Origin of the sequence: Paenibacillus sinopodophylli, assembly GCF_005930355.1 — a bacterium.
GTDB lineage: Bacteria > Bacillota > Bacilli > Paenibacillales > Paenibacillaceae > Pristimantibacillus > Pristimantibacillus sinopodophylli.
Genome location: NZ_VDBO01000003.1, coordinates 382,606 through 395,780 on the forward strand (window position 1 = coordinate 382,606; position 13,175 = coordinate 395,780).

A 13,175-nucleotide genomic window follows, 5' to 3' on the forward strand; every position below is an offset into this window, starting at 1 on the left:
AAAAACAGGACGCATGCAGCTTGCTTAGCTGTATACGTCCTATTTCTTCTTATGCATTCGTCATTCGATCATTCGATCATTCGTCAATTCGTCAGCTTGCTAAGCTCAGGGAATTCTTCAAGGTAGCCGTTTCGTTCCAGCTCGTTAATCGCCCTGCGAATGCTCTGCTCGTCCTCGCCCGATTGGTCTGAGAGCGCGAGCAGCTCCGTCAATGTAATTTCTTTATGCTTCTTGCAGTAGGTAAGCAGACCTTTAGCCGCCCAAGACAGACGGTCATCTTGGAACTCTCCGATCATTTTACGGAACAATTTATGTGGTATTAACTGCTCATCTACTAAGGACTGCATCGCTTTAATCGCTAATTTTGTCGTCATACGTCCCTTTTTGGCAACCTCATCTAAGGTGAGCGATGCTGTATCCGCGGTGCTTGAGCTTAATACGATATAAATCATTTGCGAATAAATATCCAAGCTCGGATTGTAAAAGATTTCAGTAGAAATAGTGAAGTTGCGGACGTTTCCATGTGTGATGTCTGTGGCCATATTCTTTCTCTCCCTTCCGATTGGTCTATACCATAATAAAGGTTCGGATAACCGGTTTCAAATCAGGCTTAATTAGAAAAGTTTAATGGTGCTGAGCAGATGGCGAAGCGGTTCTATATTCAGCGAATATTCAGCACTCACGGCGCATCGCTTATAAGCCTTCCGTTAGCCTATTCGCCCCCTATAGCGTGGTTTCTTGATCTTGGTGCGGGTGATACCGGTATTTCTCCAGATCGATTCGTCCCTCTTCGCTTACTACAATACCCTCATTCGCAAGATACAGCATTTGCATATACCTCGACTCCTCATCGGTCAAGGCAATTTCTCCTTTTGCATTAACAACTCTATGCCAGGGAAGCTTATGAATACGGCTTAACGAATGAAGAATTCGGACGACCTGCCTTGCGCCTCTCCGGCTTCCGGCTTGCTCCGCAACTTGCCCGTAGGTCATGACGCATCCTTCCGGTATCGCCTGAATAATTGCAATTACATTCTGAGTGAAAGGCTTCATAATCATCATTCCCCTTATCCATTTCTTGTGGCAATTGGGCAGCCGCCGCCCTCATGATTCCTTATTAAATGAGCAAAATTTGTGCACTTCTGACAAGGGTTTAGTTGGTTTTTGGAGCCTAAAGCGGCAAAGCATTATTTATTTTGCAAAAAGTAATAAATTTCTTTTTAACTTTTGGCGAAAACGATGTAGAATAGAAGCAAAGGGTTCAATCCGATTACGTCATTATCGCTAACGCTTCCTTTTCTGATTGCCAGGATAAGACTGTTACTTACACACAGACATATTTATGTGAAACTATGTGAAAAGTGTAACAAACTTCATGGACGCATGACTGCACCTAGCGAATGACACAATTGAGACCACAACTTACTTTCAAATTTACGCAAAGGAGGACATTCTATTATGTCACAACCAACTGCTGGACAAGAGGTCGCAGCAAGCCTCGTGGAAGAAAAGCAAACTTTGGATGTACTTGATCAGTTATTGAAGCCGGAGGTTCAACAGTCTCTGACTGTGCTCGTGGACAACCTTCCGAAATTAGCTGAAATGGTTACACTGATGACTAAAGCTTATGACTTCGCGCAAGGCATTGCAACAGACAAAGTGTTGATCAACGATTTCGCTCAAGGTATCGGTGAATTCGTCAAACCGGTTCAAGAAAAAGCAAAAGGTATCGCTACTGCTGCTATGGAAGCAGGCGAGCGTTCGCAAGAGGCAGCGGCAACTGGATCATCCGTCGGCCTATTCGCTATGTTGAAAATGCTGAAAGATCCAGAAGTTCAAAAAACGCTTCGCTTTGCTCAAGCATTCCTTAGCGTATTGTCGGAACGGAAAAACGAAAAAGCTTAATACACTGATTACGTACAGAACGAACGGAGGATGAACATGTCGAAGCAAATTCTTATTCTTGGCGGCGGTTACGGCGGTCTATTGACTGCTCTTACTGCTCGCAAGCACCTAAGCGCAGCAGAAGCAAGCATCACAATCGTTAACCGTTTTCCTACTCACCAAATCATCACTGAGCTGCACAGACTTGCCGGCGATACTATTGCTGAGCAAGCTGTTGCGCTTCCGCTGAGCAAGCTTCTAGGCGACAAACAAGTCAACATCGTGGTTGACACTGTAAAAGAAATCAAACCTAACGAGAAACAAGTTGTTCTCTCAAGCGGCCAAGTACAAAAGTACGATACGCTAGTGGTTGCCCTAGGCAGCGAAACGAACTACTTCGGAATTCCTGGACTTGAAGAGAACAGCCTTGTTCTCAAATCCGTTGCTGATGCTAACCGCATCCGCAAGCATGTGGAAGACCGTCTTGATGCTTACAAAAAATCAGGCAACAAAGCTGACGCAACAATCGTTGTTGGCGGCGGCGGCTTGACTGGCGTTGAGCTTGTCGGCGAATTCGCAGACAGACTTCCTGAAGTATGCCGCAGCAAAGGTATCGATTTCAATGATATCTCCCTTTATTGCGTAGAAGCTGGCCCTGCCGTATTGCCAATCTTCCCTAAAGTATTGATCGATCGTGCAGTTACAAGCTTAGAGAAACGCGGCGTGAACTTCGTTACTAGCGTAGCAATTACCGAAGCAACGAAAAGCTCTGTATCTTTGAAAGACGGACGTACAATCGAATCCAGCACAATCATCTGGACTGGCGGCGTTAAAGGCAACCCTGTTGTCGGCAGCAGCGGCCTTGCAGAGGATCGCGGCCGTTCGACAGTTACGCCAACGCTTCAATCGACTTCGCATGCTGATGTTTTCCTTGCAGGCGACTGTGCGGTTGTATTCCCTGAAGGCGGCGACCGTCCTTACCCTCCAACAGCTCAGCTTGCTTGGCAAATGGGCGAAACGGTAGGCTACAACCTAGCGGTTCAAATCAAAGGCGGCGTTATGGACAAGTTCGTACCGGTATTCTCCGGCACACTTGGAAGCCTTGGCCGCAAAGACGGCGTGGGTACAATCGGCGGAAACGCAACGCAGCTGAAAGGCTTGCCTGCATCCCTGATGAAAGAAGCGAGCAACATCCGTTACCTTTCACACATTCACGGCCTCTTCGCATTGGCTCACTAATATATGCAAAAGAAGGAGAGCATCCGCTCTCCTTCTTTTTTTTGGCGTATAGGAAAGCATGTGAATTTGCTCATACTCTCTCTATACGTTTCGCTGGAACGATGGCGTCTATAGCAAGTACGCCGTCAGGCTTTTCTTCTTATGCCATTCATTATGCCTGCTGGCTTAGTTATAATTACACTCGCAACTGCTCGAATACTTTAAATGAAATTACGCGTGTAAGTGCTTGTTTATCGTCAGCATCTCTAAGTAATGTGAAGTAACACTAAGTATCCTTTAATATTACCTTGTGATATACAAGATCATCATAAATGCTACTTTTCCAATATTTCTTAGAAACACTTAGTATTACTCAGCATTACTTTACATGTTTGTGAGTATATATACCTCGTCTTAAAGCGCCTAGCCTCTAGCTCCAAGCCTCAATATCATCATCATCGAACTCTTCTTCAGCAGCCGGCTCTTGTACCTTAGGAGGTGCAATAATCTCTTCAGCAGCTGCTGCCAGTTGTCCAAGTCCTGAGGCCAATTGCGTACGCAGATCGGCATCCTGCTGCAATAATGGCTCTCCGCTGTGCAGCATGCTTCGCTCCATCGGAACAAACGCCTGCAAGTTGCGAACGCCATGGCTCGCAATCTCCCTTTCGACCAAATAACGAAGCGAATCCATCAGATTCGATTGCGTATTCAGCCACTGCATAACCAGCGGGTCCTCTGTCTTTTTGGTTTTCAAGCTTATATTATCACCGGGCTGTTTCGTTTTTTTCATCTTATTCACCTACCAGAATCCGTTATGATATACCGATACTTGCCTCAACCTCATTATACGGGTTGAACGGCCTTGTTCTTGAGTGCCTCATAAATTTTCCCGCGTACGAAAGCATCAAGACCCATGGCGTTAAGCTGTACGGCATATTCAGCTGGAATATACAACAACTGCATTTCCCGTTCCTCACATAGCTCCTTCAGCTGTCCGTAAAGCACCGAACGCATAAGAATGCTGCCTCCGCCGTAGACGCAAATCAAATCAATCTCATTACGCGCCTTGGTCAACTGCTTCTTCACATGCTGCACAATTTGCCGAACCTGACTCTCAAGCGGACGCTTGAGCGTCTTGAGTGCACGCGCATGGTATTTGTGCCCTGCATTTTTGATCACATCACTGAAAAATTGACGCGGGCTGTCAGGCAAATGAATGAGACGGTTAAACTCCTGCAGCGCTTCTTCAATAGCATAACCTGCACCATGATGGCTACCATGCACGAATTGACGCAGAAACTTATTGCCCTCTGTAATCGGATACTCTGTCGAGCCATCGCCGATATCCACATGAAGGATACGCTTGTCCTTGAAGTAGCTGCCGTTGAATTTCTTCTCAATTCCGTAAGACTCAAGGAAATCGCCGAAGATTTCGCCCTCTCTCCAGCTGCCTTCCGCATCCTTCTGCAACGTGAATATAACCGGCGTTGCTTCCGGAACAACCTTGGCAAACGGGAATACGATTTTGACAGCTACACGCTGCATGCCCAGATGCACCGTCACATGATGCGTCCCCGTGGTGAACCGCTTCTCGAACTTGGTTGAAGTTTCATCCGTATGCTGAGTTACTGGCAAAGCTGTTGCCATATCTACTTCCACATCGATTTGTTCAGGAATCTTCTTCTTTTCTTCGTATGCCTTCTGTACGGCCATTGCTGCAATCTGTGCGAGTGTATTGATAACTGGCAAATCCATGTCGCTTTTCAAATCGATTCCGATTTGCAGGTTATCTAGAATTTCTCCACTCTCGAGTGCGAATTTCCCAACATAGTACATACCTGGTCTGGATGCAGGCGAATCGATCGTAACGACCAGCTGATCCTGCAAATTTTTGATAAAGCTCTCCGGTGTTTGCTCCTCGCTCCAAGGCAGCTCGTCCACCGTACAATTCACATTGGGCTGCTGAACCAATTTACCGTCGATGATCAAATCATGCTCACTGTTTCCATTGTCATTGCCTACAAAAAAATGATAGTTCATAATAGCGTTCCTCCTAAAAAAGATTGTTGGAAAACCTATTTAGCTTCCAAAGTTTAATGATCCGTGTATCGCATTGCTAAGTATTACTTTGCCATACTAAGTGTTAGTTTACATCAAGCTAGAGTCCTATCCCTCATTAATCTTTTCTCATCTGAATTTGTCGATCGCTGTTTATTGAGCTCATTAGACGTGTAATGCTGTCGCTTCCTCTGCTTTTCGCCAATAAACGTATGGACAAAAATAAGCAGCACGCCCCGCACAATTCCATACGACATGCTTCTTTAATTGGAATCATTGTAACAGGTCGCTACTAGGATGAGTCTATTTTTCAGTCTAGCTACTCTTGCTACATACGTGCTTACAGCGGCCATGCTCTGTTGTGAATACGTTCATGAACAAACAAAAAGACTAGCAAAGCAGCTCAACTGAGAGCCGCTTACCAGTCTTTTTAGAACTTTACTTATATAGCACACTCAAAGGGGTTGGCATACCGTCGATGCTTTTCGTATTTTTCTGCTTACGGTAATCCTTAAGCCCTTGCTCGCCTTGTTGAACCGCCCAGCGCTGAAGCGTTTCACGCTCGCCTGTGTAAGACATAAAGGGAATCGAAAACCCACAGGAGGTTTGTACCTTATGCACTTCAATATCCATAATCTGCCTAGCTCCAGGCAATGGAGTAAACAACGGATAAAGCGTATCCCACTCCGGCGAATCCGGCAGCACCACCTTCCCTGTGCCGTAAAGTCTAAGGATGTTAGGCGCTCCGTCAAATGCACAGAACATGACTGTAATTCTTCCGTTTTCCTCAAGATGTGCGCTCGTTTCATTGCCGCTGCCTGTCAGATCCAAGTAGGCAACACGATTCTCAGACAGAATCCGCAAGGAATCATGCCCCTTAGGTGAAAGATTAACATGTCCATCCGCAGATAATGGTGCCGATCCAATAAAATAGATATGCTGCTGGCGAATAAACGCCTCATGCTGAGGTAACATGGAATCAAATTGTTTACCCAATTCCCCTCACCCTTTCTTGTATCATCCGAATGAATAATTACGAACCTTTAATTTCAAGAAGCTCATACTTAATGACACCCATTGGAGCATTGACGCTAATAATGCTGCCGACAGACTTGCCAAGCAGTTCTTTCCCGAGCGGGCTTTCGTATGAAATTTTATTATCCGCTACGTCCGCTTCCTCCGTACCAACGATTTTGTACGCAATTTGTTCGGAGAACTCTATGTCGTTAAGAATAACGGTTAATCCAATATTCACCTTGGAGAGATCTTGCGTATCGGCTTCAACAACACGCGCTTTCTTGAGCATATTCGTTAATATAATAATTCTTGTTTCCATAAAGGATTGGTCATTCTTGGCTGAATGGTACTCACTGTTTTCCTTCAAGTCGCCATAGCTGATCGCCAGTTTAATCCGCGCAGCCAGCTCCTTGCGTTTCACGTATTTCAGATCATCAAGCTCGGCTTGCAGTTGCTCTAAGCCCTCTTTGGTTAGAATTACTTCTTCGTTCGACATTTCAACAGCTCCCATTTGCATTCTTCCTCTAATCTTACTCTATATTGCAATAATAAGCGAAAAGTTAACTGTCCGTTATGTTTCACTTCGATATATCAATAAAACCTTCTCCGAACACATCCCGCACATCATGAATCGTAATAAAGGCGTTTTTGTCAGCAGCCTTCACAATTTTCTTCAACGTGCTCAGCTCTTGCTTGCTGATGACGATGTATAAAATTTCCTGCGGTGTTTTCGTATAATAGCCTCGTCCGTAGATCACCGTAACCCCGCGATCCATCACCACATTAACCTGTTCTGCAATTTTGTCCTGCTCCTTCGAGATGATCGTAACGGCTTTCTTCGGATTAACGCCCTCAATAATAAAGTCCATCACCTTCGTGCCGATATAGAGCATAACAATCGTCAGCATGAGTGCCTCTGCCCCAATGATGAAATACGAGGAGAAGGCCACGATTAGATCAAAAAACAGCAGCGCATAGCTAATGTTCCAGTCCAAATATTTGTTAGCAATACGAGCTAGAATCGTCGTTCCAGCCGTTGTACCTCCGACCCGAATGACCATACCTATCCCAATTCCGCCGAGTAGACCTCCGAATACAGCATTAATAACTATTTCATCAGATGCGATGCTCCAACTCTCGGTCAGATGCAGGAAGAGTGAGTTGAACAATACAGCAGCAATCGTGTAGATTACCGTTCTTGGGTCTAAGAAGCGATAACCAATAATAAGTAGGAAAGAGTTGAATATTAAACTCATCAAGCCCGGTGACCAGCTGAACATATAATATAAAATAATCGTTATCCCCGTAACCCCGCCCTCGCCAAGTTCATTCGGAATAACGAACAAATTGATCGCTAACGCAAAAATAAACGCCCCCGCCATAATCATCAGCAAATCTAAAGCCTTTTTCTTCATGTATGATACACCCTTCTCAGCCAAAATAATCCCGTGCGGCAAATTCATCTTATCAGATTATGAATGGGAGCAGAAGGCTGTCACGTTAACGCAAAAAAGAGCATTCCCCATTCAAGGAATACTCTTAAGAAACTTCCGTTCATTACCCAAGCTGAAGCTCCTTGGTTTTCTTAATTTGCTTGCTTCTGAGCTGGCCGCAAGCCGCATCAATATCAGTACCGTGCTCCAGGCGGACGCTCACGCTGACGCCTTGTTTCTTCAAGGTATCATAGAATGCGCGAATCGTATCCCGATCCGTTCTCTGGTACTGACTATGCTCATCCACCGGATTGTAAGGGATCAGATTGACGTTAGCTAAGCTGCGACGATTCCCGATCAGTTCTGCGAGCTCGAGCGCATGCTCCTTCTGATCGTTCACATCCTTGAGCAATATATACTCCAGCGTAATTCTACGATTCGTCTTTTCCAAATAATAATCGATGGATTCCATCAGCTTCTCAATCGGAATCGCTTTGTTAATCTTCATAATCCGTGTCCGCAGCTCGTTGTTCGGCGCATGCAGCGATACAGCGAGATTCACTTGAAGATCGGAGTCTGCGAACTCCACGATTTTGCCTGCAAGACCGCTCGTTGATACCGTGATATGTCTCGCGGCAATGGCGAGCCCCTTCTGGCTCTTAATAACACCGATGAAATCGGTCATGTTCTTGAAATTGTCGAAAGGCTCGCCGATACCCATAACGACTACATGGCTCACCTGCTCATCCTGCTGCATGCGATCCAGATGAAACTGCGCCTGCATAATCTGCTCGACAATCTCGGCGCTCGATAAATCCCGGCTCTTGGCAAGCAAGCCGCTCGCACAGAAGCTGCAGCCGATATTGCAGCCTACTTGAGTCGTCACGCATACCGATAGACCGAATTTATGCCGCATTAATACCGTCTCAATTAAGTTGCCATCCTGCAGCTTGAACAAAAACTTATTCGTTCCATCAGCAGACTCCTGCCGCGTGTGCTCCGTCAGCGTTCGGATAACAAAGTGCTCGGAGAGCAGCGACACGCATTCCGCCTTCACATCAATCATATCTGCGAATGCTGTAACCCGCTTCCGGTACAGCCACTCCCACACCTGCGATGCCCGAAACTTCGTAAAGCCATGCTCCTTGAAAAAGTCCGTCAGCTGCTCGAAAGTTAATCCATATATAGATGGTTTATTCATATCTGTTCCTCTTTTCAACACTGTACGATCCAGTCTAATCTGCCCTAACTACCGAAGCTTGCATACTGCTTATTATTGTCCCAAAATTAGCTCTGGAAAACAAGGGGTTCTCAGCCGTTTAACGAATATATGCCCATACTCACCGCTGTTTGCGATTGATTGCCGCGTCCAGCTCATTGCCAATGATTTGTCGCCTTTGTTCGTCCAGCTTGGCAGCGGCTGCACGATTGCCTTCTTGATGCAGATGCTCCAGCAATTGATCATAATATTTCAGAGTATAAGGCTCCAGCCCAATTAGTCTGCGCAGCAGCTGCTCTTTCATAGATGGGGCCGATTGCTCCGCTATATAATCCAAGTGATCGATAAAGCTTGTGCGAACCTGTTGCCGCTTCTCATCGGCCCAGCTATAATGCTCCATCTCCAAGTAGTCTCCGCGATAGAGTGCCAACAGCTCCATAGCGTGATAAGCCTGAGCATCTCCAGACAGGATATGCTCCAATCGAGACAAATCGCTCACTATTCCTGCTGCAGTCAACCAATAACGTTCATCACCGAATGCTACAGCATCCGAGAAACCTGCTTTTTTGAGACTGGTCCGCAAATTATAGAGGGTCGTATGGAACAAAGTTTGTGCACGCTCCAATTCCGTTTCCGGCCAAAGGTCATGCAAGATGTAATAGCGATTGACCGGTGCTCCTGCGAAGCTCCATAAGTAGGCAAACAGCTCTTTCGTTTTTTTCGTACGCCATGTCACGAGCTTTCCATCCGCTTCATAAAGCTCTAAGCTTCCCATGACCTTGAGATGAAGAGCTTTGCGCTCATTGGACAGTGAAGCTGCTTCCTCTTCCTTCGCCCGATCAACAGCGGCAGAAGCGCTGCTTCTACGTATCAGCTTCTGCTGCATCTCGATATAGCGGTTTAACGTTTTGGCGAGCTTATCCTTAATGACCGGCTTTAGCAAATAACCGATAGCGTTTGATTCGAATGCTTCAATGGCATATTCATGGTGAGCCGTTACAAAAATAACCTCACTCTCCGGAGACTGGGCAAGGAGCAGCTCTGCCGCCTCCAGCCCATTAATACCCGGCATCTGAATATCCAGAAAAATAAGATCCGGCTTCAACTCTGCGGCTTGTGCGATCGCATCCGCTACCTGACTGAACTTGCCCGCTACGTATACTCCTCCAATCTCCGCAAGAAGAATGTCTAATACCTCGAGTGCGATTTCTTCATCGTCAACCATCATTGCTTTTAGCATGAAATTCCTCCGGTATATGAAGCTTGACTTGTGTCCCATGTCCAGGCGAACTGTGCAGGCTCAGCTTGCCGCCATATAGCACCTGAAGACGCCTGTTAACGTTAGCGATTCCTACCCCGCCCGCTTCGCTATTGTCGAGCTTGCGCAAGGTAGACTCATCCATGCCCGCTCCGTCGTCCTCTACAGTAATCGCTATTCCATTCCCGATGCGGCCAATCGTAATGTGAATACTGCTTCCCTCCGGCTTCTGGCCTATGCCGTGTCGAACCGCATTCTCAACGATTGGCTGCAAGGTGAGTGGAGGCAGCATGACATGAATACCATCCTCAATATGGTAATAAACCTTCAGCCTATCGCCGAAACGCAGTTGTTCAATAGCTAGGTAGGCTTCGACGAGCTCTAGTTCTTTTTTAAGATCAATGAACTCGCTTTGAAACACAAATGTAAACTTTGCACGCAGATAGGTGGACAGATGGTAAATCATTTCCCTCAGCTTGTCTACGTTCTTATAGCTAAGACCCACTAAAGCATTCAAGCTATTGTATAGAAAGTGAGGCGTAATCTGCGCTTGCAGAAAGTCCATTTCCCTGCGCACCGCTTGTTCGGATGAATTCTTCATCGCAAGCAGTGATTTCATCCGTGCCTTCAGCTCCAGCAGCTCGAACGGCTTCTGAACAATATCATTGGCTCCCGCAGCGAAGGAGGCTATCACATCGCCGGTTTGCCCTGAGGCGGTCAGCATAAGAACTGGAAGCTCAGCGAGTCCCTGCAGCTTCCGTATTTCCCTGCAAACGTCCAAACCGGATACGCCTGGCATCATAATGTCCAGCAATACAAGATCCGGCTTGACCGAGCCCTGAAGCGCTGCCAGTGCTTCTTCCCCGCTATGAACCGCCGTATAGGCATACGGTATCGATTCCACAGCGTCCATTAATATTCTCAAATTTGAAGGTTCGTCATCGACGATCAGGATATGAAACGATGTATCCAGCTCGCTTGCTGCCGCACTTAATATAGGAGCGTAATTGCGAATAAGCTCGGCCTGCTCGGCCTCCAATAAGTGCTCTTCCTCTGCAATCGCTGCTGGAATCGTGAACGTAAACCGCGAACCTTCGCCTACCTCCGACTCCACCTCTAAGATACCTCCTTGAAGCTCTACCAACTGCTTCGAGATACTAAGCCCAAGGCCAATACCGCTTCGCACGCCAATTCCCTCATGCTCATACTGGACAAAGGACTGGAAGAGCTCCTCCATTGCTTGCGGCGGAATGCCCCTGCCTGTATCTGTGACGGATATAGCAAGCATATCTGCCCTCTTCTCTGCTGAGATCGTAACCGTACCTTTAATGGTATATTTCAAACCGTTCTCCAGCAGGTTATGAAGAATCTGTCTCAGCCTGTTCTCGTCAGCAAAGACGAGTGGCAGCACACTTGGCAAGCCATTCACAATCTTCACGTCACGGTTGAGGGAAGAGATCGATAGCGTCTCCATTACGAACTGGACCGACATATGTAGGCTGACTGCCGTTTTGTTTATCGATAAATGCCCGTGCCTAATCTGATTCATATCCAAAATATCATGTACCAATCCAGAAAGCCTGCGACCTAATAAATGCAGCAGCATAATGTTCTCGCGATGCTCCAGACGGAGCGGCTTATCCTCATTATCAAGCAGTGTCTGCGACAAATTAATGATGCCGTGCAAGGGTGTTCTCAGCTCATGGGAGGTTTTTGCCAAAAATTCATCCTTCTGCTTATCATGGATAATCAACTGCTCCGCAAGTCTCTCGCTTCTCTTGAAAGCCTCCTGCATCCGGTTCGAGATAAGAAAGGCTTGGGAAAATACGAGCAGCAAAGGAGTAACGACTAAATAATATGGATTATCGAGCGCCATCTCGTAGCGCAGCTGCGCATAGATCCAGCTAACAATTAGAAAGAAAATACCGAGTAGAATAGCAAAGCTGCCAGGTGCGCCTCTGCTTCGGCTACGGAATATTGCATAAAAAACCGTAACAAACGTAACTACCTGCAAAATAATGGCAATAAAAAAGATGCTGCGCAAGTACATGTTTGGTATGATCATAAACACGAGGAAATAGATCATCGAGCAGCGGCGCAGCCATCGGAACACGATGTTGTCCGGCTCGCCCAAGTAGCTGTAGGCATACAAGACGAAAAAAATAAAAGAAAGATACGAAAATAGAAATAGCAGCTTTTGGAGCCATAAAAAAGATAAGCCAGGAATGAGCAGCATGGCCAAAATTTCATTATCAATACTGAAAAACAGACCCGTTGCCAAACAGAAAAAGCTGAAATACATCAGATGAGCTTCTTTGCGCCACTGCCTGAACATCCCCGCGTAATACAAACCGAACACAAGCAGCATCGTCACGACAATCATATCTGCCAGCCTCGAGTGGTCACGGCGATTCAGAATATCATCATCTAATCCGAACTCAGGAGCTTGAACCAATCCGCCCTCCAAATATTTAAAGCTGGCAACCTGTATCAGAATGTCTATGGTTTCGCCGCCCGAATGTGCGGCTCCTACAAACGGGACATTGCTAGAAACAAAAGCATCTGGTGAAAGAGATGTTTTTCCCGTGCCTCCAAGATCGGTATTATTCATAAATATATGGCTCGACATTCGCATTTTTTTGCCACGGAAGCTGTAGATATCAGCCTTGCTAACATATATCTTCAAATGATAGGTTCCCGCACCGAATCCTCTTTCATTCGGGAAACCCTCTATTTCTTTCCATCCTCCGGGAACCTGCGCAGGCACAGCCTTCGCATCTCGGGTCATTATGGGCAAATCGTCCGGCGTCAGCAGTTTCCCCTCATAGAAATCCCACTCGCCCCGCAGTGGAATGAATCCTTCCTCCGCGAAATTCCAAGCTCTAGCATCCAACACGCCGTCCTTCGCTTGCGGATAACTCACGGAGGGGTGTATCCACTGTATGATGAACGTGACCGTCACCACAAAAAACAACCCGATTATACCAAGCCACACAGCCAGCTGTTTGTTCATTGCATTAGTCCTCTGCCTCTATCATTTTGCTATTATGAATATACCATATTCAAACTCTGGCGGATGCTCAAAACT

Annotated in this window: 12 protein-coding genes; 2 read left to right on the plus strand and 10 right to left on the minus strand. The window is 46.4% G+C overall.

The genetic code is table 11. The features are described 5' to 3' along the window. Positions 1-83: 83 nt before the first annotated feature. Together FGT79_RS16630 and FGT79_RS16635 are read right to left on the minus strand one after the other, a co-directional pair. Positions 84-542 (minus strand): hypothetical protein, encoded by a 459-nt coding sequence (locus FGT79_RS16630; RefSeq protein WP_138753933.1) that lies wholly within the window; start codon positions 540-542, stop codon positions 84-86. Between the two features lie 181 nt (positions 543-723). Then, positions 724-1,053: an MGMT family protein gene (locus FGT79_RS16635; RefSeq protein WP_138753934.1), complete on the minus strand. Its 330-nt coding sequence runs from the start codon at positions 1,051-1,053 to the stop codon at positions 724-726. A 405-nt stretch (positions 1,054-1,458) separates the two neighbouring features. Here FGT79_RS16635 and FGT79_RS16640 point away from each other — a divergent pair, with 405 nt between their 5' ends. Further along, on the plus strand, positions 1,459-1,905 hold the full coding sequence (locus tag FGT79_RS16640; protein WP_138753935.1) for a DUF1641 domain-containing protein: 447 nt from the start codon (positions 1,459-1,461) through the stop codon (positions 1,903-1,905). Positions 1,906-1,941: 36 nt separating this feature from the next. Then, a complete protein-coding gene (locus FGT79_RS16645) occupies positions 1,942-3,123 on the plus strand; it encodes an NAD(P)/FAD-dependent oxidoreductase (protein ID WP_138753936.1) in 1,182 nt (393 codons plus the stop codon). A gap of 409 nt (positions 3,124-3,532) precedes the next feature. Here the strand turns inward: FGT79_RS16645 and FGT79_RS16650 are convergent, their stop codons facing one another. The 8 genes from FGT79_RS16650 to FGT79_RS16685 all read right to left on the minus strand — a co-directional run bounded on the left by FGT79_RS16650 (position 3,533) and on the right by FGT79_RS16685 (position 13,100). Further along, positions 3,533-3,892 carry a hypothetical protein gene (locus tag FGT79_RS16650; protein WP_138753937.1) on the minus strand — a complete coding sequence of 120 codons (360 nt, stop codon included), beginning with the start codon at positions 3,890-3,892 and terminating at the stop codon, positions 3,533-3,535. A gap of 53 nt (positions 3,893-3,945) precedes the next feature. Further along, positions 3,946-5,142 carry a ParM/StbA family protein gene (locus FGT79_RS16655; RefSeq protein ID WP_138753938.1) on the minus strand — a complete coding sequence of 399 codons (1,197 nt, stop codon included), beginning with the start codon at positions 5,140-5,142 and terminating at the stop codon, positions 3,946-3,948. Positions 5,143-5,598: 456 nt separating this feature from the next. Next, the gene (locus tag FGT79_RS16660; protein WP_138753939.1) at positions 5,599-6,156 is read right to left on the minus strand and encodes a pyridoxamine 5'-phosphate oxidase family protein; all 558 of its coding nucleotides are present in this window, start codon (positions 6,154-6,156) and stop codon (positions 5,599-5,601) included. Positions 6,157-6,193: 37 nt separating this feature from the next. Continuing rightward, positions 6,194-6,673: a transcription elongation factor GreA gene (gene greA, locus FGT79_RS16665; RefSeq protein WP_138754067.1), complete on the minus strand. Its 480-nt coding sequence runs from the start codon at positions 6,671-6,673 to the stop codon at positions 6,194-6,196. A gap of 82 nt (positions 6,674-6,755) precedes the next feature. Next, positions 6,756-7,592 carry a YitT family protein gene (locus tag FGT79_RS16670; protein ID WP_138753940.1) on the minus strand — a complete coding sequence of 279 codons (837 nt, stop codon included), beginning with the start codon at positions 7,590-7,592 and terminating at the stop codon, positions 6,756-6,758. Positions 7,593-7,734: 142 nt separating this feature from the next. Continuing rightward, complete coding sequence (rlmN, locus tag FGT79_RS16675) at positions 7,735-8,811, minus strand: dual-specificity RNA methyltransferase RlmN (RefSeq protein ID WP_138753941.1); 1,077 nt, start codon at positions 8,809-8,811, stop codon at positions 7,735-7,737. A gap of 139 nt (positions 8,812-8,950) precedes the next feature. Beyond that, positions 8,951-10,069: a response regulator gene (locus tag FGT79_RS16680; protein WP_171056283.1), complete on the minus strand. Its 1,119-nt coding sequence runs from the start codon at positions 10,067-10,069 to the stop codon at positions 8,951-8,953. Beyond that, positions 10,047-13,100 carry a hybrid sensor histidine kinase/response regulator gene (locus tag FGT79_RS16685; RefSeq protein WP_138753943.1) on the minus strand — a complete coding sequence of 1,018 codons (3,054 nt, stop codon included), beginning with the start codon at positions 13,098-13,100 and terminating at the stop codon, positions 10,047-10,049. Before FGT79_RS16685 ends, FGT79_RS16680 begins: the two co-directional genes overlap by 23 nt. Positions 13,101-13,175 lie beyond the last annotated feature (75 nt).

Bases quoted from the DNA above. Each gene is read 5' to 3' on its own strand.
- FGT79_RS16630 (WP_138753933.1), bottom strand. From the start codon at position 542: ATGGCCACAGACATCACACATGGAAACGTCCGCAACTTCACTATTTCT.
- FGT79_RS16635 (WP_138753934.1), bottom strand. From the start codon at position 1,053: ATGAAGCCTTTCACTCAGAATGTAATTGCAATTATTCAGGCGATACCG.
- FGT79_RS16640 (WP_138753935.1), top strand. From the start codon at position 1,459: ATGTCACAACCAACTGCTGGACAAGAGGTCGCAGCAAGCCTCGTGGAA.
- FGT79_RS16645 (WP_138753936.1), top strand. From the start codon at position 1,942: ATGTCGAAGCAAATTCTTATTCTTGGCGGCGGTTACGGCGGTCTATTG.
- FGT79_RS16650 (WP_138753937.1), bottom strand. From the start codon at position 3,892: ATGAAAAAAACGAAACAGCCCGGTGATAATATAAGCTTGAAAACCAAA.
- FGT79_RS16655 (WP_138753938.1), bottom strand. From the start codon at position 5,142: ATGAACTATCATTTTTTTGTAGGCAATGACAATGGAAACAGTGAGCAT.
- greA (WP_138754067.1), bottom strand. From the start codon at position 6,673: ATGTCGAACGAAGAAGTAATTCTAACCAAAGAGGGCTTAGAGCAACTG.
- FGT79_RS16670 (WP_138753940.1), bottom strand. From the start codon at position 7,592: ATGAAGAAAAAGGCTTTAGATTTGCTGATGATTATGGCGGGGGCGTTT.
- rlmN (WP_138753941.1), bottom strand. From the start codon at position 8,811: ATGAATAAACCATCTATATATGGATTAACTTTCGAGCAGCTGACGGAC.
- FGT79_RS16680 (WP_171056283.1), bottom strand. From the start codon at position 10,069: ATGCTAAAAGCAATGATGGTTGACGATGAAGAAATCGCACTCGAGGTA.
- FGT79_RS16685 (WP_138753943.1), bottom strand. From the start codon at position 13,100: ATGAACAAACAGCTGGCTGTGTGGCTTGGTATAATCGGGTTGTTTTTT.